This window comes from Nocardia seriolae NBRC 15557, assembly GCF_007990715.1.
GTDB lineage: Bacteria > Actinomycetota > Actinomycetes > Mycobacteriales > Mycobacteriaceae > Nocardia > Nocardia seriolae.
This window is the reverse complement of sequence record NZ_BJWY01000022.1, coordinates 1-19,647: the sequence shown is the minus strand read 5'-3', so window position 1 is coordinate 19,647 and position 19,647 is coordinate 1. Positions and strand designations below refer to the sequence as shown.

Here is a 19,647-nt window from a genome sequence, read left to right as displayed (position 1 = left end):
CCCGCGGACCCGCTCGGCGTTCAGTCCTTCTCGCGGTCGAACTGCGCGCGCTTCCAATCCCCGAACGGCTCATCGCGTTCGCGCACGGACTCGCGGAAACCGGCGGTGGCCGAACGCAATTGGAAGGCGTAGCCCTCGCGGGTGTGGCGGGAGATGCCGTCGAAGACCGTGCTGATCATGCCGGAGTTGAGCACGCCCTGATTGAGCAGTGCGCTGTTGAGGGCCAGTTTCGCCATGACCAGCTGGTTGATCGGGACCCGCGAAATGCGTTCCAGCAGTTCCTCTGTCCGCGCGTCCAGCTCGTCGGCGGGCGGGGCCTCGATGGCCAGCCCCCACTCCTGCGCCTGCTTGCCGCTGAGGCTGTCGCCGGTGAACAGCATCCGCTTGGCGCGCTGGTCACCGACCCGATGCGCCCACATGCCCGCGGCCGGAATGCCCCAGGTGCGGGTGGGCGGGTACCCGAAGCGGGCGTCCTCGGCGCAGACGATCTGATCGGCGAACAGCGCGATATCGGTGCCGCCCGCGATGGCGAACCCGTGCACCTTGGCCACGGTCGGCTTGTTGGCGTGCAGCAGACTGGAGAACCCGCGGTTGAACCGCGACATCATGGCGTAGTCGACCATGGGATCCCAAGTGCCCCAGGGATTGTGGTTGCGCGCCTGGACGACCGGATCCAGCACCGTGCCCTCGGTCGGCTGCGAGCCCTCGGCCGGGGCGAAACTGTTCTCGGCGAATATCGACAGGTCGTACCCGCCGCAGAACCCCTTGCCGCGCCCGCTCGCCACCATCACGTGCACGCGCGGATCCAGATCGGCCCGCTCCACCGCGGCTGCCAGTTCGATCGGCGTATCCGCGGTGATCGCATTCCCGCGCTCCGGCCGATTGAAGGTGATCCGCGCGATGCGCCCGGTCACCTCGTAGGTCAGCGTGCGTCCGGTGTATTCGTTCACCGGCTCGGGACGTCCCGCGAACAGCGAGTCGTCCCCGCCGGTCAGATCGTCACGCCAGGCGGCCGGTCGCGTCCCCGAATGGTTCTCGTAGTCAGGTCCCACCCAAGGAGTGAACACTCATTCACTTCTTGCTGTCAAGAGCCCACTGCCCGATCGGGGCCTCGCTCGGCGGCGCCTATTCCCAGGGTTTGACCGGTGGTTTGACCCAGAGGATCTTCTCGTCGCGCCGCTCGCGGCGGGCGGCGGGGTGGTCGGGGTGGCGGGTTGCCCAGGCGTCCTTGTCGGCGAGCAGGCGGGCCACCACCTGCCAGGTTTCCTCGGTGCTGGGTGGGTTGGTGTCGGCGGCGCGCGCCAGTTTGCGGCGTTGGGCGGTGGGCATGGCCAGCAGCTCGTCCCCGCTGATCCCGCGGTCCCACACGTAGGCGGCCAGCCGCCGGGCCTTCTCTTCGCGGCTGCGGCTGGCGTGATCGGAGTGCGCGTAGTCGGCCATTTCTCGCAACCCCGCTGCTGGTCGGCAATGTCTTTGCCCGACCCTACCGGAGGGGCGGGTTATGGTTGCCGGGCAGTTGGATGGCCGCTCCATCGACCGAAGGGAACCACCGTGACCGCGCCGATCGCGCTCAGCTGCGTCACCATCGACTCCGCCGATCCGCGCCGGCTCGCCGAGTTCTACAGTGCCCTGCTGGATTGGCGAATCATGCACTCCGAGGACGGATATGCGCTGATCACCGATGGAAAGTCGGTGCTGTGCTTCGGTTTCGTGGAGGGGCACACGGCCGCGCCCTGGCCCGACAGCCCGCTGCACCCGAAACGGGTGCACGTGGACCTGAACGTGGTCGATATCGACCAGGCCACCGATCTCGCCGTCGCGCTGGGCGCGACGATTCCCGAATTCCAGCCCGGCCTCAATCCGGATTGGGACAACCAGCTGCCGTGGGGCATCGTGCTGGACCCCGAGGGGCACCCCCATCTGCCTGAATCTCAGGGAGTAGCAGAGCTTTTGCGGCTACGGTGGTGGCATGCCGGATGCCGTGCGTCTCGATGATCTCGTCATTGCTCGCGCCACGCCGGCGGAATGGGCCACCGTGGTGGGGTGGGCCGCCGCCGAAGGCTGGAATCCGGGGGCGCGGGATGTCACCGCGTTCTTCGCGCAGGATCCGGACGGGTTCCTGCTGGGGCGGGTGAACGGGGAGCCCGCCACCGCGGTGTCGGTGGTCAACCACGGCGGCGACTTCGCCTTCCTGGGGTTCTATCTCGTGCGAAAAGACCTGCGCGGGTACGGATTCGGCCTGGCCACCTGGGAGGCCGGGATGAAGCACGCGGGCGACCGGGTCGTCGGACTCGACGGGGTGCCCGACCAGCAGGACAACTATCGCCGCAGCGGATTCGAACTCGCCTACAACAGTGCACGATTCACCGGCATCCCGCGCCTGCCGCTGCCCGATGACTCGGTAACCGCCCTCTCGCCAACGGATTTCGCCGCCCTGCAGCCCTACGACTCCGCCTGCCACCCGGCGGACCGTCCGGATTTCCTGACCGCCTGGCTCAATGAGCCGGGTCACCGGACCTTCGCGCGCATTGTCGACGGCACCGTCACCGGTTACGCCACCCTGCGCCCGGCTCGCGATTCACTGCGGGTGGGCCCGCTGTTCGCCGACACTCCCGCCGACGCGCGCCAGTTGCTGGCCGCGCTCGCCGCCCACGCGGCCGGAATGCCACTGGCGGTGGATGTCCCGCTCGTGAACGAGGCCGCGGTGCGCCTGATGGAGGAGGCCGGTCTGCGGCCGAGTTTCGAGACGGCCCGGATGTACACCGGTCCCGTTCGCCCCCACCGCCGCGAGCGCGTCTTCGGGGTGACCACCCTCGAACTCGGCTGAGCGGCGGCCGGATTCACCACGCGGAGGGTCTCACCCGGCCGGGTATGACGACCCGCGCGAGCGTATTGCGTAGTTCGACCGTGGCCGCCGGTCCGAGCGTCGCCAGCCACCGCTCGGTGAACCGCGCGGCCGCGGCGTCGGCGGCACGGGTGCACGCCCAACCGCGCTCGGTCAGCGTGATGAGTTTGGCGCGGGCATCGGAGGGGTGCGGATTGCGCTGGGCGTAGCCCTTTTTCACGAGTTCGTCGACCAGCTGGCTGGCGGCCTGCTTGGTCACGCTCAGGTGTTCGGCGAGCTCGCCGACCGTCGCGCCGTTGGGCGCCATGCGCACGAACGCGAAGCCGTGGCTGGGCCGGATATCGGTGAATCCGGCCGCGACCGTGCCGTGGTGGATGGCGTCGGTCACCTCCGCGGCGGCCGCGAGCAGCAGCAGCGGCAGGTCCTGTGCGTATCCGGGCATGCCTGGAATCTTGGCACTTGACAGAAAAGTCAACAAGCTTGACTATATTAGTCAAGCAGATTGACTAAAAGGAGAAGGCGCATGCCTGTCATTCACGCCGCCGATGTCCAGTCCCACGAAATGCACGGCTCCCGCTTCACCCCGCTGGTCCGCCCCGCCACCGGCAGCAGTGAACTGTGCGTGTGGCGGCTGGAGATCGCGCCCGGGACCGAGGGCGTCCCGCACCGGATCCACCGCGAGGAGGCGTTCGTCGTCCTCGCGGGCGGTATCACCATGACCATCGAGGGCGAATCCGCGCGGTTGGCCGCCGGTGATGCGGCGGTGGCCCCGGCCGGATCGGTCATCCGCCTGGACAATCCGTCCGACGCCGTGGCCGAAGTGCTGGTCAATGCGCCCGTCGGCTTCACCGGCGAACTCCTCGACGGCACCGTCGTCAACCCGCCCTGGGTGAACTGACGGCGGACCGGCCCCGCCCCTCACCTTCCTGAAACATGTTCTAGTCTGGAAGATCATCGGAAGGGTAGGGGAGAGAGTATGGTCGCGTTCTTCACCGAGGCGAACGGTCGCTACACCGCGGCCCCGATGGCGGTCAGCGCCTGGTCCGACGCCCAACTGGCGGGCACCGCGGTGTGCGGCCTGCTGGCGCACCAGCTCGAAACCCACAGCCCCGGGCCGGGTTTCCTCCCGGCCCGGTTCACCGTCGATATGTTCCGCCCGGTCCTCAACGAGCCGATCGAGCTCGTCAGTGCGATCGTCCGCGACGGCAACCGAATCCGGGTGGCCGACGCCTCGATCATCCAGCGCGGCGAGGTCCGCGCCCGCGCCAGCGTCCACTACCTGGCCGTGGCCGACGAGCCGCCGGGCGAGGTCTGGCAGCCCACTCTCGACTACCTGCCCGTCCCCGATCAGCGGCTCGACGGCCCCCATGGCAGCCCGCCGCTGTTCAAGTCCGGAATCCACGACTGGACCCACGATTTCGCCTCCGGGGTCAACCCGCACCGGAAGTCGGCGTGGAACAACGTGCCGTGCCTGATCGAGGGCCGTCCCATCACTCCGTTCGAGCGAGCGGCCTTCGTCGGCGACACCGCCAACCTGGTCTGCAACTGGGGCACCCAGGGCGTCGGCTACATCAATTCCGATGTCACCCTCACGCTCACCCGGCTGCCCGAAGCGCCCGAGGTCGGCCTGGTCGCGCAGAACCATATCGCCGCCAATGGCATTGCCGTGGCCACCGCTGTTCTCTACGACCGCAGCGGTCCCCTCGGCACCACCACGATCACGGCCCTGGCCAATGCCATGCGCCTGATCGACATGGCCGAATTCGCCGCCGCCCGGGCGATTCCGGGGTCGAACGGCCGCTGACACCCTCGCGATAGCGCCCGGTTCCTGATCACGATTCGGCAACTCGACCTACTGGGCGCAAGGTCATCTCGTACCGTCTTGGGCTATTCACCCGAGCATCGACGCGAGGACCCATATCGTGAAACTGAAGCACTGCCTGTCCACTATTGCGATCGTCGCCGCCGGGACGCTCGTCGGCATCGCCCCCGCCGGGGCGAGCGGCACGAAGTATGTGGCACTGGGGGATTCGTACGCGGCCGGTATCGGCATCTCGAACATTCTCGACACCACCTGCTCGCGCTCCGATCGCAACTACGCGCATCTGTTCGCGGCGCAGCGCGGGTACAGCCTCACCGATGTCACCTGCGGCGGCGCGACCACCGACAGCGTGACCGCCACCCAGCTCTCGGCGGTCACCTCCGACACCGCCCTGGTCACCCTCGGCGTCGGCGGCAATGACATCGGCTTCGGCGACATCGTCAAGGACTGCGTGATGGCCGGGACCCTCGGCACCGGGTCCGGGACGGGCAGCGCAGTGCTCCAGGATCTCGGCACCGGAAGCACCAGCGGCAGCGCCGAACTGCTGCTGGGCTGCAAGCACAAGTACGACGCGTCCATGCCGACCCGGCTCTCGCAGACCTCGGCCAAGGTCGCGAAGCTGGTGTCCGACATCAAGAGTCGAGCGCCGCAGGCCCGGGTCGTGCTGGTCGGCTACCCGCACATCCTGCCCGACAATGCCGCCCTGTGCGCCGGGCGGCAGCCGGTGCTGCCCGGTGATGTCGACTGGGCGCGCGACACCGTCGTCGGCGGGTTGAACACCATGCTGCGCTCGCAGGCCGGCACCGAATACTTCAGCACCTACGAGATCTACAACGGTCACGACGCCTGCGAGGCCATCCCGGACCGCTGGGTCAACGGCACCTCGGTCGACAATGGCGAGGGCGCGAGGTTCCATCCGAACCAGTACGGCCACGCCGCCACCGCGCAGCAGATGGTCGCCACCCTCTGATTCCTACTCCCGCGCGGTCTCGCGGTATTCGAGACAGCTGCGCACGAATTCCCGCACCACCGGGTCGGCGTCCTCGGACGGCCGCCAGGCGACGCCGACCCGGGTGGGACTCACGCCCTCGACCGGTCGGTAGACGATGCCGGGCCGGGCGAAGTAGCGCGACGCCGATTCCGGCGCGAGTGCGATGCCGTAGCCGTTGGCGATGGCGATCAGCCAGTCGTCGGGGCGATCGGTGACCGCGCCGATCCGCACCGGATGGCCGTCGCCATCGTCACCGCCGCCATCAACGGCGGCATGGCCGCCGCCGACTTCGCCCGGGCGGATTCCGTGCTCGCGAGCACGGGCAGAGGGGTCCTCAGGCTGCGGCGGTGATTTCGAGCCCGCGTGGCGTGCGGACCGGCCAGCGCCGGTGATCGGCGTCGATGACGTAGGCGTGGGTGTGGCGGTAGTACCGGTCGTCCACCAGTTCGGCGGCCTCGCCCAGCCGGTCGGTGTCGATGCTGCCGACCGCGTGCAGGTGGGTGATCACCTCGGGATCGCGGCGCGGCCAGGCGCGCAGCGCCACCGTGATGCCGATCGCGGCGAAGGCCGCCAGCGTCACCCAGGTGGTGGTGAAACCGGCTGTGGTGGTGAGCCATCCGGTCACCGGGTAGGTGAGCAGCCAGGCCAGGTGCGAGAGGGAGAACTGGGCCGCGAACAACGCGGGCCGATCCGCGGCGTGCGAGGACTGCCGCAGCACCTGCCCGGTCGGCGTCAGGATGGCCGCGGTGCCCGCACCGGTCAGCGCCCAGATCGCGATGGCAGCGGCCCACCGCCAGTCACCCGAATCCGCCGGCGACAGCGCGATAGCGGTGCCGAGCCCGCCGAGCAGGGTGGCCGCACCGGCCAGCATCACCGGCCGCGCACCGCCGCGATCGAGTACCCGGGGGACGGCCAGGGCGACGAGCATGGTGCCGAAGCCATTGGCGGCCAGCAGCATTGCGACACCCGACTGGGTTCCGCCGAGGGTGTCCCGCACGTAGTTCACGGTATTGACCATGACCACCGAACCGGCCGCGGCGACCACCAGGTTCAGCCCGAGCAGGCCGCGCAGCCGCGGTGTCGCGGCGAAGATGCGGATGCCGGCGGTGATCCGCTCGCGGAACGAATCACCCGTGGTGACAGTCGCGTTCGGAATCCGGGTGGCGACCACGAGTCCCGCCGATACGGCGAATCCGATCGCGGTGCCGACGAACAGCCAGTGGAAGCTCATGACCGTCAACGCCGCCGCGGCCAGCATCGGGCTCAGCAGCGTCTCCATGGTGGCGGCCAACTGCGCCGCCGACACTGCACGGGTGTACTCGCGCTCGTCGGGCAGAATGTCGGGGATGACGGCCTGATAGGTGGGAGTGTATGCGGCGGAAGCTGTTTGGAGCACCGCGATCAGCACGTAGATCTGCCAGATCTGATCGCTGAACGGCAGCGCCAGTACGACACCGGCCCGAATCAGGTGCAGCGCGGTCAGAAACGTGCGCCGCGGCAGCCGCCCGGCATACGCGGCCACCACGGGCGCGACCGTCACATAAACCAGCATCTTGATGGTGAGCGCGGTACCGAGCACGGCCGCGGCGGCGCCGCCCGCGAGGTCGTAGGCGAGCAGCCCCAGCGCGACGGTGGTCAGTCCGGTACCGAACAGCCCCGACACCTGAGCGGTGAACAGTCGAAGGTAGTCGCGGTTACGGAAAAGGGAATTGATCGCAGGAGCGGCAGACATCGGATTCACTTCCTGAAAGTGGTCGGGGCGGTTGCAGATAGCTGAGACACCGGCACTCGCACATCCCGCGCCCTCCTTTCCGATTTCGTCCTGCTCGACACCGAGAAACCTAATACCCCCAGGGGGTATATGCAACCGATGTGCATGTGACGCGACCCACGCCCGCCGAGGCTCTCCGGGATCGAGCGGTCGGCATCCCCGGCATTGCGCCTACCGGATCATGAGGTGACCATCAGCCCCCGTACGGGCCGGGGAGGTAGGGGGTCGGGGTCGGGGCTGGGTGGAAGGACGCGCTGGATTGGTTGAGCCACAACAGGATTACGGTGGCGAGGCCGACGAGCCAGGTCAGGATTGTGAATGCTATCGAGATTGCGGGGCTGTTTCCGATGGCACCGGTCAGCGCCAGGCTGGCGGTGTAGAGGCCGAAGAAGACGGTTGAGGTGACGCGGGCCCAGTTTCGGCCGGCGCGGTTTTTGTAGGCCATCCAGATCCAGAGGCCGACGGAGATCAGCCCGGCCACGATGCCGACGACGAACGAGACCTCGACGATCATGTCGAGCTCGCGGTCGGTGAGGTTGCCGTTTCCGGCGCGAAGGGCCCGCTCCCGGGTTTGCGAGTACTGGGTGAGGCCGTACAACACCCCGGCCAGGGTCAACGCGGCCCCGGCCAGCATGAGGTAGAAGGCGTAGATCACCGTCTGTGGCGGCGTCGGCTTGCCGCCCTGCGGCTGACCGGGCCCGAACGGCTCGTATCGACCCGAACCCGGATAGGGCTCGAACTGCTCGTTCGACATATCGGCACTCTCCAATCCCTGGGTATCCGGGGGTCGTTCATTTCATCACCGATGAATCGCCAGAACGGATCGCACCGAAACATCGAAGCACCGATGGTCACCCGGCCGCTCGGGGTGTCCAGATACTACGATTTCGTATAATCTGAAATCGTGATAACCGATTCGCCGGTGCTGCTGGCGCTGCAGCGTGCCACGCATGCCACCCTGCAGCTCATCACCGCCGAACTGGCCGATCTGGATCTCACCGCGGCCGAGATCAATGCGCTGGCCAACCTCGCGGATGGCAAGGGGTGCACCGTTTCCGAGCTGGGCGCCGCGATCGGCACCCGCCCGACCACCCTGACCAGCGTGCTGGATCGCCTGGAGCGACGCGAATGCATCAGCCGCACTGCGCATCCCACCGATCGCCGGGCGGTACTGATCGAGCTGACCGACCGGGGTCGAACCACCGCATCGGCGATCAGCGAGGGCTTCGCGCGCGTGGAGTCGCGCGCGCTGGAACACGTCGACGCGGCCGCGATCGCCGGATTCCACACCGTGGTCGAGGCACTCCGGGAGGCCGGGCGATGACCACCGAATTCGACGCGCTGATGAGCGAGGCAATGGCGAATTCCGCCCGAGTGGTGTGACGAACTGCATAGCGGGCGAAAGGGGCTTGTGCACAGTGTGATTCGGCGGCCCGGATGGCGCTGGTTGTCGCGCTCCCCGGTGGCGGGGGTGAAACGCTGCTAGAAATTCATCGTGCTCAATGTAATTTCGAGATCGGTTGTCGCGCTGTCGTTCGCCTCTGCTCTCGTCGCACCCGTCAGCGCGCTGGCCGAACCGGTGCCGGCCTCGTGTGGTCCGGTGCTGTCGTCCGCCGCGAGCGCCGAGGTCGCCGAGCTGTCCGATACGAGCACCATCGGCGGTGCGGACGGGCTCGCGAAGTTGGAGGAGGCCGTCGCCCGGCACCATCGGATCACCGAGCTGTTCGAGCAGCGGGGGGATCGCCGGGGTGCGTTCGCGACCGGGCTGGATGTCGTCGAGGGTGCCGCGGTCATGCCTCTGCAGCGCGATCCGCAGGCGTTCGCCGACCCCGATTACGCGCACCGGCTCAGCTACGACCTACTGCGCAGATTCCTCGACAATGTGCACGCCGAATTCACCGGCGGAACTCCGGAACCGCACTGGGCCAACTACTTCACCCTGGCCGCCGATTGTTCGGCGTCGCCCGCGCGGGTCGCGCTCGCCGGATACAACGCGCACCTCGTGATCGACCTGCCCCGCACGGTCGCCGCCACCGGGTCCACCCCGGCGGACGCGGGCGACTACTTCAAGATCGTCGCCAGTATCGCCGCGACCGGTGACCTCATCACCGAGCGCACCGACCGGATCTACCAGGCGAAAATGGGTCCGCTGTGGCGCTTCTACTTCGTGGGTGAGGGTCTGGACAGCGTGCTCGGCAAGGGCGTGGCCACCACGCCGATGCTGGTCGTCGGCGACCTCGCCGCCAACACCACGATCTTCGCCAACGGCCTCGCCCTCGCGAATCCCGCACTGGCACCGGCGATCAGCGCGGAAATCGAATTCGAACGCCAAACCGCCGAACGCGCCTTCGACATCCTGGCTCAACTGAACGGGATCTGACCACCCACCCGAGTGGCATTGACGCCGCGTGGCGGGGCGACTTAGGTTCGGTCCATGCCGGTTGACAGCGACGCCCGTGGGGATCGCGGCAGTGCTGGGTCCGCCGATCGGGTGCGGCGCGCAATGGTGGAAGCCTTGGAGTCGTTCGGTCGGCGAGTCGTCGAGGCCGATGATCGCAAGCCTGCGGCGGTGCTGATAGCGATAGTCGATCGCGATGGGGCGCAGGGCATTTGGCTGACCGAGCGGGCGCTGGGGCTCCGGGCCCATGCCGGGCAGCTGGCGCTGCCGGGCGGCCGCCTGGATCCGGGGGAGGATCCGGAAGCGGCGGCGCTGCGTGAGCTGCACGAGGAGCTGGGCGTCGACCTGCCCCGATCGGCCGTCTTGGGGCTGCTCGACGACTACCCGACTCGCTCCGGCTATGTGATGACTCCGGTGGTGGCCTGGGTCGGCAACGCCCCCGACCTCACCCCAAACCCCGCCGAAGTGGCTGCGGTGCACTGGATTCCACTGGCGGAGCTCGACGTGGAACCGCGCCTGGTCCCGGTTCCGGGCTCCGATCGACCCACCATCCAGCTGCCCATGCTCGGTGGACACCTGCACGCCCCCACCGCCGCGATCCTCTACCAGTTCCGCGAGGTCGCTCTGCACCGTCGCCCCACTCGCGTCGACCACATGGACCAACCCCGCTTCGCGTGGGAATGACCGCCCGGCAGACCGCGGTGTCGCCTAGTATTGGTCATGTGACCAGCTTGAGGGCGGTGCGGTCCGGAAGGCGGGCCGCGTGAACGCTCGAATCGATATGCCGATCATCCCGCCCACGGTCCTGAGCGGGGTCGCGGAGATCGGCCGCCGTGAAGGGATCGAGGTCGACGCCTGGTTCGTCGGCACCGGGCTCGATGCCGCGCACCTGCTGGCCCCCGACCCGGTGAAGGTGTCGTTCCGCCAGGCGGCGGCGGTGCTGCGGCGGGCCGTGCGGGATATGCCCGGCAAGCCGCTCGGCCTGCTGGTGGGCGGCCGGGACATGCTGCTGTCGATGGGAATGCTCGGGGTCGCCATGCGCTCCTGCGCCACGGTGAGCGAGGCGGTGTCGGTGGCGCTCGATCTGCATCTGGCCTCGGGCAGCCTCGTCGACGTGGATCTCGAGCACTTCGACGACGAGGTCGCGTTGCGCTTCCGGGAGCGCCGACCCGAGCCCGAGCTGCGCCGGTTCCTCGTCGAAGAGGCGCTGTCCACCCTGATGGTGTTCGCGCGCACGGTCATCGGCGGGGACTGGTCGCCGTCCCGGGTGGAGCTGACCTACCCGCCCCCGCCGTACGCCGCCGAGTACGCGCGTTTCCTGCGCTGCCGGGTGGAATTCGGCGCCGACGCCGACCGCGCCTTCTTCCCGGCGCGGGCGCTCGATATCGCCTTCCCGACCCACCACGAACCCACCCGGGCACTCGCGGTCGACGCGTGCCGGCGATTGCTGGGCATCGGCCGTGAGGAGTCCGATGTGGTGGCCGCGGTCGAGGTCGCGCTCGAACGGGACCTGAGTCGTCCGCTCTCGGCGGCCGACGTCGCGGGTCATCTACATATGTCCGAACGCACCCTGCGCCGTCAACTGGCCGTGGCCGAGCAGAGTTTCAGTGCCATCCGAGACCGGGTGCGACAGCGGCACGCGATCCTGCTGCTTCGCGAATCCAGCCTGCCGGTCGCGGTCGTCGCGCGCGAGGTCGGCTACAGCGATATCCGGGACTTCCGGCGCGCCTACATCCGCTGGACGGGACACCCGCCCAGCGCCGAGCGGCGGCTCGCGGGCTGACGGGGGATTTCCGGCCATTGTGGGGGTGCGTACGGTCAGCGTGCGGCCACCGCGTGTGACGGCGTTCACCCGGTCTTAGATTTCTGCCCAGCCGCTGGTCACCTTGCCGACATCGAGCAGTGCGGTCCTGCGGCGTCGAATCCCGGCGCGAACGCGACGAATCAACGAAGGATCCACCATGCGGAACACTGCACGTACCCGGATGACTCTGGCGGTCGCCACGGCGGCCTTGGTCGCGCTCGGCGCGGAAGCCGCGACAGCCAATGCCGCGCCCGCGGTGGCCTCGGATCCGGCCCCCGTCCAGGCCGCGCCCGCCGCTCTGGTTCCGGCTGTGGGCGATGCGATTTCGCCCGTTCAGTCGGCGACGCCCATCGACGCCCAGGCCGATATCAACAATGCGTTGAACCAGGCCGGAAATGAATTCATGCTCGGCGCCACGGTCGGCAGCATGGCCGGTGGTGTGATCGGGTTGGTCGCGGGCTGTGCGATCGGAGCCGTCGTCGGCGCGATCGGCGGATGCATCCCCGGGCTGGGCATCGGCGCGGCGATCGGCCCGATCATCGGCGGTGTCGTGGTCGGCGTGCCCGCCGGTCTGGCCGCACTCGGTCAGGCCTACGGCACCCTGCACGCGGCGGGCGAGATCAGCGCGCCGCTGCCCGCCACGCCCTGACCGCCGAGTCTGTCGGCGCTGACCGGAGAGTCGGTGTGGGCCGTCGACCGGCGGTCCACACCTTCCGCGTCCACGGCTATCGAAAATCGGGAGACAACCGTGCAGAACCGCGCCGAATTCATCGGTCTGGCAGGCGCTTACGCCGCCCAGGGGCTCGGGTACGCGGCACTCGTGACCGTGCTTCCGCAACTCGAAACGCGGCTGCGCATCGGTGAGACGACGGTGTCGTTGTTGCTGCTGGGTGTGTGCGTCGCGGCGGCGACGGGCTCGGCGCTGGCCGACCTGGTGGCGGTGCGCTGGGGGAGTCGGCAGGCGCTGTGCTCGGGGCTGGTCCTGGAAGCGGTGGCGCTGGGCGCGATCGCGGGACTCACCGACTTCGGCGTCTTCGTCTTGGCCTTGGCCGCTTACGGAATCGGCCTGGGTATGGTCGACGCCGCGTCCAACATGCAGGGCGTCCTCGCGCAAAAGCGCAGCGGCGCTTCGCTGTTGGGGCGGTTGTACGCCTCGTACACCGCGGCGGCGGTGGGCGGCGCATTGCTGGTCTCGGCCTGCCTCGCGACGACCTCGTCGCTGCTTCCGCTCCTGCTGACCGCGGCCGGGCAGCTGGCCGTCGCATTCGCCGGTATCCGGTTGTTCGATCGGGCGCGCGCCGCCCACCGGCCACACGACGACGGCGCGCGGCGAGACCCGTTGCCGCGGAGCGGAATCTGGTTCGTCGGATTGCTGGTGCTGGCGGCTTTCACCGTCGATTCGGCGGTTTCGGCCTGGGGCACGGTGTATCTGGCGGATGGTCTCCATGTCGCGAGTGCGGCCGCGCCGCTGGGGTATGCCGCCTATCAGGCTGCGGTGTTCCTGGCTCGGCTCGCCGTGGATCCGGCGGTGCGGCGCTTCGGCCGTGCGCGCCTGGCCACCGCGGCCACGGCGGTCGGGGTGGCCGGATGCGGTGTCGTCGCGGTCGTTCCCACCCTCGGCGGCGCGGTCGCCGGGTTCGCCGCCGCGGGTGTGTGCACCGGAATCCTGGTGCCGATCGCGTTCGGGGCGGCGGGCGATCTGCGGCCCGATCGAAGCGACGAAGTGATCGCCCGGGTCAACCTGTTCAACTACGCCGGAGCCGTCGCCGGCGCGGTGGCACTGGGCCTGGTCGCGGCCGGTCCCGCCCTCGGCTACGCGTTCACGATCCCCGCCGTCGTCCTGCTCGCCGCCACGCCCGCGCTGCGGCGACTGGGCCGGGAACGCCACCGTCCATCGGACGCGGTGACCGCTCGACTCTGACCGCCGAGCCCGAGCCTCGATCCGATTCGTTCTTCTCCCAACCGATCTCCCGAAGGACTCCCTCGTTGAGTGTTCGAATGACGTCGACAAGAAACGCGGTCCGCCGCCCGGGCGCGGTCGGCGGCCGACCGGGAAAGGCGCGGTAATCCGATGTCGCACACGGAATTCGACGAAGCTCGCACGGAGGTGGCCGCAGCGGCTCGCAGGCTGGCCGCGGCCGGGCTGCTGATCGGCACCGCGGGCAATGTGAGCCGCAAGGTCGGCGATCACGTGGCCGTGACCGCGACCGGGGTGCGTCTCGCGGATGCCGGACCCGGGATGTCACCGTCGTGGACGCGGCCGGGCGGGTGCTCGCCGGTGGGCTCGTGCCCACCTCGGAACTGGAACTGCATCTGGGCGTGTACGCGCGGTTCGACGCGGGCGCGGTGGTGCACACCCATGCGGTCGAGTCCACCGCGCTGTCGCTGGTCGTGGACGAGATCCCGTGCGTGCACTATCAGCAGCTGCTGCTCGGCGGTGTGATCCGGGTGGCTCCGTTCGCCACCTTCGGCACCCCCGAACTGGCTGCCCACGTGCTCGCCGCGCTGGACGGCAAGCGCGCCGCGCTGATGGCCAACCACGGCGCGGTCGCCCTCGGGTCGAGCCTGGACGACGCGGTGGAGAACACGCTGCTGCTGGAGTGGCTGTGCGAGATCTACCGCAAGGCAACGGTTTCGGGCGCGGTGCGCACGCTCGGCGAAGAACAGCAGCTGGCCGTGATCGAGGCGGCGCTGCGCCGCGGCTACGGCACCACCCATCGTTTGGAAGAACAGGACACGTAGTGAGCCAATCGATAATCTGCCTGGGAGCGCACGTGTTCGACGTGCAGGTGCGGCCGGTGCAGGCGATCCCGGACGGGCAGGGCGCGACCCTGGTCGAGCAGATCCGGTTCAGCCCGGCGGGCACCGCCGGCGGGACGGCCCTCACCCTGGCGAAACTCGGTGCGACCGTCCGCTGCGCGGGCGCGATCGGCACCGACCCGATCGGTGATCTGCTGCTCGCCATGCTCGGCGCGCGCGGCATCGACACCTCGCTGCTGTTGCGGCGCAAGGAAGTTCAGACCTCGGCTTCGGTGCTGCCCATCCGGCCCGACGGCAGCCGTCCCGCCTTCCACGTGCCCGGCGCCAACCTGACCTACAGCCCGGCCGACGCTCCGCACGAGGAGATCGCCGGCGCCACCCACCTGCATCTGGGCGGACCGGAGTTGATGGGCGGGGAGGCGGCGGCGCAGATCCTCGAACCCGCCCGCGCCGCCGGTGTCGTCACGTCGGCCGATCTGCTCGCCACGGGCGACCCGGGCGTGCTGGCCTGGATCGCCCCGGCGCTGCCGCACCTGGACTATCTGCTGCCCAACGACGATCAGGTGCTCGGCTGCACCGGTGCCGCCACCCTCGAACAGGGCTGCCGCGAACTGGTGGACCGCGGCGTGGGCTGTGTCGTGGCGACCCGTGGCGCGCAGGGCGCGCTGGTGGTCACCGCCACCGAGACGTTCGCGGTACCGGCCTTCGCCACCGACGTCGTGGACACCACCGGGTGCGGGGACGCGTTCTCGGCCGGTTTCCTGCGCGGTATCGCACTGGGTCGCGATCTGCGCGCCGCCGCTGTATTGGGTTGCGCGGCAGCCGCTCTCGTGGCGCAGGGGCTCGGCAGCGATCACGGCGACTTCGATCTGGACGCCGCCGACATCTACGCGGAAGGGACCGCCACGCTGTGAGCGAGAAAACGGACGTCATCGTCGTGGGCGCGGGGCTGGCCGGCCTGACCGCCGCCCGCGAACTGGTGGCCGAAGGACTGAATGTCACTGTCCTGGAAGCCCGTTCGCGGGTCGGCGGGCGCACCCTCAATCACGACCTCGGCGACGGCCGGGTGGTCGAGGCGGGCGGCCAGTTCGTCGGCCCCACACAGGATCACATCCTCGGGCTGGCCCGCGACCTCGACGTGCAGACCTTCCCCGCCTATACCGAAGGCGCCGGCGTGTACGTGCGCGGCGATTCCGCACGTCGTTTCACCGGGGACATCCCGCCGGACGTGCTGGCGCTGCCGGATCTGGGTGTCGCCATGCACCGGATCAACACCCTGGCCCGCACCATCCCGCTGGACAAGCCCTGGCGCGCGGACCACGCCCACAAGTGGGACGGCATGACCTTCGAGAGCTGGCTGCGCGGCACCACGCTCACCGACGGCGCGCTGGACCTGATGAACGTCTTCCTCGGTTCCGCCTACGGCGGGTCGGCCGCCGACGCCTCGCTGCTGTTCAGCCTGTGGTACATAGCCGGTTTCGGCAACGAGACCACACCCGGCACCATCGACCGCGGCATCGGGGTCACCGGCGGAGCCCAGGAGTCCCGTTTCATCGGTGGCTCGCAACGCATTTCGGAGCTCATGGCCGAGCAGCTGGACGGCCGGGTGGTGCTGGATTCCCCGGTGCGGCTGATCGAGCAGGACGCGCACGGCGTGCGCGTGACCGCCGACTCCGGCGTCCACCGCGCGTCGCGGGTGATCGTGGCGATACCGCCCGCTCTCGCCGCCCGCATCGCGTGGCGTCCGCTGCTGCCGCCGCAGCAGGACGCACTGTTCTCCCGCTCGGCCTTCGGCACCTTGATGAAATGCGAAGCGGTGTACCCGGAACCGTTCTGGCGGGCCGACGGACTCAACGGCCAGGGCGTGTTCCGTGCCGATTCCCCCGTCTGTTCCATGTTCGACAACACCCCGCCGGACGCCGGACCGGGTGTGCTGATGGGTTTCGTCGGCGGCGCGCAGTGGCGCAAATGGGCGCACCGGCCGCCGCGGGAACGCCGTGGCGCGGTGCTGCGCGAGTTCGCGAAGGTCGTGGGCCGCGACGCGTTGCGGCCGCTCGACGATTTCGAAATGGACTGGACCACAGAGGAATGGACCCGTGGCGGGCCGACCTCGGTGCCCGGCACCGGCGTCCTGTCGAGTCTGGGCTCCTGGCGCGACACCCCGTTCGGCCTGGTGCACTGGGCGGGCGCCGAGCACGCCGACCACTGGAACGGATTCATGGACGGTGCGGTGCGCTCCGGTCGCGACACCGCCCGCGGCGTCCTCGCACAACTCTGACGAAAGGATATCCATGCCAGTGCATTTCGAGATCTCGGAACGCGCGGTAATCCCCGCGCCGGTCGAACGAGTATGGGAAGTCGTCTCCGACACCGCCCGCTACGCCGAATGGGTGGCCGCGGTACTGGAAGTGACCGACCACCACGGCACCGCCGAGATCGGCAAGACCTACGCCGAACGCAACCGTACCCTCGGCCCCCTGACCACCCGCTCCCTCTGGACGGTCCGCGAAATCGACCCGCTCCGCCGCCGCGTCGACACCGGCATCGGATTCGAGCCACTGCGAGAAATGACCAACATTTTCGACTTCCGCCCCGTCGACGGCGGAACGGAAATGACCTATGCGGTCCACTACCGAATCGCCCCCGCCCCCTTCGGCCGCCTACTCCACCGCATCGTGCAACCCGGGACCCGTCAGGGCATGCAATCCTCGATGTCCAACCTGACCGACCTGATCATCGCCGAAGGCTGACCCCGCCACCGCGAACTGTCGCGGTCGCGTCACCGCGTCAGGGTTTGCCGTAGCGCTTCGACGGCGGGTTTGGGGCGCAGTTCGGTATCCCACGGGAGTTCGTCACCGGGGCGGAGTGGGTAGGTGCCCGCGGTGGCGGTGCACCCGTAGCGGTCGCCGACACCCCAGATGCCGAAGGATGCAAGGTGGGGCGGGACAGGCAGACGGAAAGGGCATCGGCCAACTGTTCGGCTTGTTCGTCCGGATCCTCGCCGTGTACATCGATTTCCGAGACACGCGAACGCAGACCGAGTGCGGCGAGGGCGTCGATGTGGCGGGCGAAGACTCGTTCGTCGATCCGATCGCTCTCCTCGTGAATGTGGGCCTGGAAGCCGACGCCATCGAGTGGGACGCCACTGCGGACGAGACGGGTTACCAAGGCCAGCAACGCATCCCAACGCGGACCGTCGGCTTCGGCGCCGAATTCGTTCAGATACAGCCGAGCCTGGGGATCGGCGGAGCGGGCCGCGCGAAAGGCGGTGTCGATGTAGTCCTCGCCCATCGCCTGCTGCCACATATGTTGTCGCAGAGCGGGTTTGCCGTCCGCATAGTCGGCGTCCTCGACCGAGAGTGGTTCGTTGACCACGTCCCACTCGGCGACTCTGCCACGGAAATGGGCGGCCACGGTAGTGACATGGTCGATCATCGTCTGCCGCAGTCCGGCTGCCGGTATCGCACGCATCCATGGCGGCAGCGCTTCGCCGAAGACAAGGGTGTGCCCGTGCACCGTCATCCGGTTGGCGTCGGCGAATTCGACCAGCGCATCGGACTCGGTGAAGTCGTACACCGCGGGCTGCGGGTGGAGGAACCGCGGTTTCATGTCGTTCTCGGGTGTGAGCATCGAGAATTGGTTCACCACCAGATTCCGATATCGCTGGTCGCTGAACAGCGGGGCGGACGCCACCGCCGCCCCGACCGCCAGGTGGTGGCCGGCACGTACGGCCAGTGAGCCCAGCCCGTCGCCGGAAGCGCCATCGGGGACGAGTGCGTCGGATACGCGCGCCGAACCACCGGGAAGTGAGGTGGCACGCAATGCGGTCAGGTCCCAGCCGTCGCCCACTGCGGCATCGGCACCGAACCGGATTTGCCCGGAACCGAAGACGGCTTGTTCGGCGATCGTCCCCAACAGCACGCCATCGCAACGGAATTCGAGGTCATCGCCGACACGTCGGACCGACAGCTCGACCTCCGGCGGCAGTGGATGCACCCACCGGGAAGTGCCCGGAGTCGCGGCGGAACCATCCCACAGCGCGACTTCGACTCCACCGGTATCGACACCGATGCGAACACTGCGGCGTTCCTGCCGCCATTCGTCATAGATCACCGGTACCTCGCCGTAGAGCTGCAAGTAGGCAGGCCGTTCCCCGACACCACGGATACGAGCCTGAATGTCGAAGTCGCCGTGCACGTCCAAGCGCGGGCCGCGCAGATTCACCGGTGGATTCGGCTGCCCGCCCGAGCCGTCCTGCGCGACGATCACCCTGCCCAGACCGCTGACGTGGACACCGGCATCGGTGACCTGGGCACCGGCGAAATGCGCCCAATCACGACCCTTCAACAGTTCGACGCCGCCCGCCCCCACCCCATCCGACGCCTCGGAGCCACCGCATCCCGCCGCGAAACCGCACACCAGAGCCGCCACCACCCAGGCCACCAGCCCGCGCACAACCATCCCCGTCCACCTTCTCGATCCGCCGGAAAACCCACACCCGGACAACCGACTCCGCCACGTCGAACACGCGAGACCGAACGGTAGACAACCGATCATGAGAATGCCGTGAAGCGGACCTGTGCGGTTGTGCGCGGTCGCTCGATCAGTCGGGTCTTTTCGTGAGATTGAGGTTGTACCAACCGTCTTGGCACGATGGGTCGGGTGGCGAGAACTGTTCGTCGTGCATCGCGGGCAGTGCGGCCTCTTGGAATTGGTTGGCTGGCGTGGCGACCATGCGTACCTGATATTGCGGGGTGAAGCATGCGATCACGACGCGCCATTCGTCGATGTGCGGCGCAGCATCGCCAAGCCCACCGAGATCGCCTACTGCCTCTGCTACGGTCCGGCCACCGCCCGCCTGGTCGATCTGGCCTGGACAGCCGGGTCGCGCTGGCACGTGGAGGAAGCGTTCCAGCAGGCCAAAGGCGAAGCCGGGCTCGATCACTACCAGGTCCGCGCCTGGCGCGCCTGGTATGCCCACATCACCCTGTCGATGCTCGCCCCGGCCTGGCTGGCAGCCTCGAAAACCATTGCCGCAAAGGGGGACTCGCCGATCCTGACGAAGACATGATCGCTCTCACGCTACCGGAGATCCGCCGCCTGCTCATCGCCTTCGTCCTCACCCGCCACCACCGCCCCGACCATATCTGGACCTGGTCACGCTGGCGACGCCGCCGACAACACCAAGCCCGCCTCTCCCACTACCGCCGCCGCGGCCACCCACTCACCTGAACACAAGTGTCGTTGCAGTATTAG

Annotated in this window: 23 protein-coding genes and 2 pseudogenes; 18 read left to right on the top strand and 7 right to left on the bottom strand. The window is 68.7% G+C overall.

The genetic code is table 11. From position 1 onward, the window contains the following. Positions 1-20 precede the first annotated feature (20 nt). Positions 21-1,052, bottom strand: a complete 1,032-nt coding sequence (locus NS2_RS10045) for a crotonase/enoyl-CoA hydratase family protein (RefSeq protein WP_033087221.1) — start codon at positions 1,050-1,052, stop codon at positions 21-23. A 73-nt stretch (positions 1,053-1,125) separates the two neighbouring features. Beyond that, positions 1,126-1,440: a hypothetical protein gene (locus NS2_RS10040; RefSeq protein WP_033087193.1), complete on the bottom strand. Its 315-nt coding sequence runs from the start codon at positions 1,438-1,440 to the stop codon at positions 1,126-1,128. A gap of 111 nt (positions 1,441-1,551) precedes the next feature. Between NS2_RS10040 and NS2_RS10035 the strand changes: the two genes are divergently transcribed. Continuing rightward, positions 1,552-1,995 (top strand): VOC family protein, encoded by a 444-nt coding sequence (locus NS2_RS10035; RefSeq protein ID WP_222594865.1) that lies wholly within the window; start codon positions 1,552-1,554, stop codon positions 1,993-1,995. Then, a complete protein-coding gene (locus tag NS2_RS10030) occupies positions 1,970-2,827 on the top strand; it encodes a GNAT family N-acetyltransferase (protein ID WP_033087192.1) in 858 nt (285 codons plus the stop codon). Before NS2_RS10035 ends, NS2_RS10030 begins: the two co-directional genes overlap by 26 nt. Before the next feature lie 13 nt (positions 2,828-2,840). On the opposite strand, the gene NS2_RS10025 is transcribed toward NS2_RS10030, so the two are convergent. Continuing rightward, positions 2,841-3,287, bottom strand: a complete 447-nt coding sequence (locus NS2_RS10025) for a MarR family winged helix-turn-helix transcriptional regulator (protein ID WP_033087191.1) — start codon at positions 3,285-3,287, stop codon at positions 2,841-2,843. Positions 3,288-3,368: 81 nt separating this feature from the next. On the opposite strand from NS2_RS10025, the gene NS2_RS10020 reads away from it, so the two are divergent. The 3 genes from NS2_RS10020 to NS2_RS10010 all read left to right on the top strand — a co-directional run bounded on the left by NS2_RS10020 (position 3,369) and on the right by NS2_RS10010 (position 5,637). After that, complete coding sequence (locus NS2_RS10020; protein ID WP_033087190.1) at positions 3,369-3,743, top strand: cupin domain-containing protein; 375 nt, start codon at positions 3,369-3,371, stop codon at positions 3,741-3,743. 78 nt (positions 3,744-3,821) lie between these two features. Next, on the top strand, positions 3,822-4,649 hold the full coding sequence (locus NS2_RS10015; RefSeq protein WP_045436938.1) for an acyl-CoA thioesterase domain-containing protein: 828 nt from the start codon (positions 3,822-3,824) through the stop codon (positions 4,647-4,649). Between the two features lie 118 nt (positions 4,650-4,767). Beyond that, complete coding sequence (locus NS2_RS10010; protein ID WP_052086239.1) at positions 4,768-5,637, top strand: SGNH/GDSL hydrolase family protein; 870 nt, start codon at positions 4,768-4,770, stop codon at positions 5,635-5,637. A gap of 3 nt (positions 5,638-5,640) precedes the next feature. Here the strand turns inward: NS2_RS10010 and NS2_RS10005 are convergent, their stop codons facing one another. The 3 genes from NS2_RS10005 to NS2_RS09995 all read right to left on the bottom strand — a co-directional run bounded on the left by NS2_RS10005 (position 5,641) and on the right by NS2_RS09995 (position 8,183). Beyond that, positions 5,641-6,051 carry a LysR substrate-binding domain-containing protein gene (locus NS2_RS10005; protein WP_081985805.1) on the bottom strand — a complete coding sequence of 137 codons (411 nt, stop codon included), beginning with the start codon at positions 6,049-6,051 and terminating at the stop codon, positions 5,641-5,643. After that, positions 5,993-7,390 (bottom strand): MFS transporter, encoded by a 1,398-nt coding sequence (locus NS2_RS10000; protein WP_033087219.1) that lies wholly within the window; start codon positions 7,388-7,390, stop codon positions 5,993-5,995. The genes NS2_RS10005 and NS2_RS10000 overlap by 59 nt, the downstream gene beginning before the upstream one ends. Before the next feature lie 232 nt (positions 7,391-7,622). Continuing rightward, complete coding sequence (locus NS2_RS09995) at positions 7,623-8,183, bottom strand: hypothetical protein (protein ID WP_143161212.1); 561 nt, start codon at positions 8,181-8,183, stop codon at positions 7,623-7,625. Between the two features lie 150 nt (positions 8,184-8,333). Here NS2_RS09995 and NS2_RS09990 point away from each other — a divergent pair, with 150 nt between their 5' ends. From NS2_RS09990 to NS2_RS09945, 11 genes and pseudogenes are all read left to right on the top strand, one after another. Next, complete coding sequence (locus NS2_RS09990; protein WP_228102495.1) at positions 8,334-8,753, top strand: MarR family winged helix-turn-helix transcriptional regulator; 420 nt, start codon at positions 8,334-8,336, stop codon at positions 8,751-8,753. A gap of 171 nt (positions 8,754-8,924) precedes the next feature. Beyond that, the gene (locus tag NS2_RS09985) at positions 8,925-9,809 is read left to right on the top strand and encodes a DUF5995 family protein (protein ID WP_228102494.1); all 885 of its coding nucleotides are present in this window, start codon (positions 8,925-8,927) and stop codon (positions 9,807-9,809) included. Between the two features lie 54 nt (positions 9,810-9,863). After that, entirely contained in the window at positions 9,864-10,511 is a 648-nt protein-coding gene (locus tag NS2_RS09980; protein ID WP_063864954.1) for an NUDIX hydrolase, read from the top strand. A 79-nt stretch (positions 10,512-10,590) separates the two neighbouring features. After that, a complete protein-coding gene (locus tag NS2_RS09975) occupies positions 10,591-11,610 on the top strand; it encodes an AraC family transcriptional regulator (RefSeq protein WP_143161213.1) in 1,020 nt (339 codons plus the stop codon). A gap of 178 nt (positions 11,611-11,788) precedes the next feature. Further along, a complete protein-coding gene (locus NS2_RS09970) occupies positions 11,789-12,280 on the top strand; it encodes a hypothetical protein (protein WP_143161214.1) in 492 nt (163 codons plus the stop codon). Positions 12,281-12,379: 99 nt separating this feature from the next. After that, a complete protein-coding gene (locus NS2_RS09965; RefSeq protein ID WP_158543959.1) occupies positions 12,380-13,552 on the top strand; it encodes an MFS transporter in 1,173 nt (390 codons plus the stop codon). A 150-nt stretch (positions 13,553-13,702) separates the two neighbouring features. Beyond that, a pseudogene (locus NS2_RS38375) lies at positions 13,703-13,801 on the top strand (class II aldolase/adducin family protein); the annotation flags it as partial. An 80-nt stretch (positions 13,802-13,881) separates the two neighbouring features. Continuing rightward, a complete protein-coding gene (locus tag NS2_RS09960; protein ID WP_306455120.1) occupies positions 13,882-14,373 on the top strand; it encodes a class II aldolase/adducin family protein in 492 nt (163 codons plus the stop codon). After that, entirely contained in the window at positions 14,373-15,305 is a 933-nt protein-coding gene (locus NS2_RS09955) for a carbohydrate kinase family protein (RefSeq protein WP_036545405.1), read from the top strand. Before NS2_RS09960 ends, NS2_RS09955 begins: the two co-directional genes overlap by 1 nt. Next, positions 15,302-16,669 (top strand): flavin monoamine oxidase family protein, encoded by a 1,368-nt coding sequence (locus tag NS2_RS09950; protein WP_033087183.1) that lies wholly within the window; start codon positions 15,302-15,304, stop codon positions 16,667-16,669. The genes NS2_RS09955 and NS2_RS09950 overlap by 4 nt, the downstream gene beginning before the upstream one ends. 13 nt (positions 16,670-16,682) lie before the next feature. Then, positions 16,683-17,141 carry an SRPBCC family protein gene (locus NS2_RS09945; RefSeq protein ID WP_033087182.1) on the top strand — a complete coding sequence of 153 codons (459 nt, stop codon included), beginning with the start codon at positions 16,683-16,685 and terminating at the stop codon, positions 17,139-17,141. Positions 17,142-17,178: 37 nt separating this feature from the next. Here the strand turns inward: NS2_RS09945 and NS2_RS09940 are convergent, their stop codons facing one another. Beyond that, a complete protein-coding gene (locus NS2_RS09940; RefSeq protein WP_158543961.1) occupies positions 17,179-18,852 on the bottom strand; it encodes an endo-1,4-beta-xylanase in 1,674 nt (557 codons plus the stop codon). Positions 18,853-19,183: 331 nt separating this feature from the next. Between NS2_RS09940 and NS2_RS09935 the strand changes: the two are divergent. Together NS2_RS09935 and NS2_RS35930 are read left to right on the top strand one after the other, a co-directional pair. Next, positions 19,184-19,462 (top strand): annotated as a pseudogene (locus NS2_RS09935) (IS701 family transposase); the annotation flags it as partial. After that, positions 19,459-19,623 (top strand): hypothetical protein, encoded by a 165-nt coding sequence (locus NS2_RS35930; protein ID WP_162836605.1) that lies wholly within the window; start codon positions 19,459-19,461, stop codon positions 19,621-19,623. The pseudogene NS2_RS09935 and the gene NS2_RS35930, both read left to right, overlap by 4 nt. Positions 19,624-19,647 lie beyond the last annotated feature (24 nt).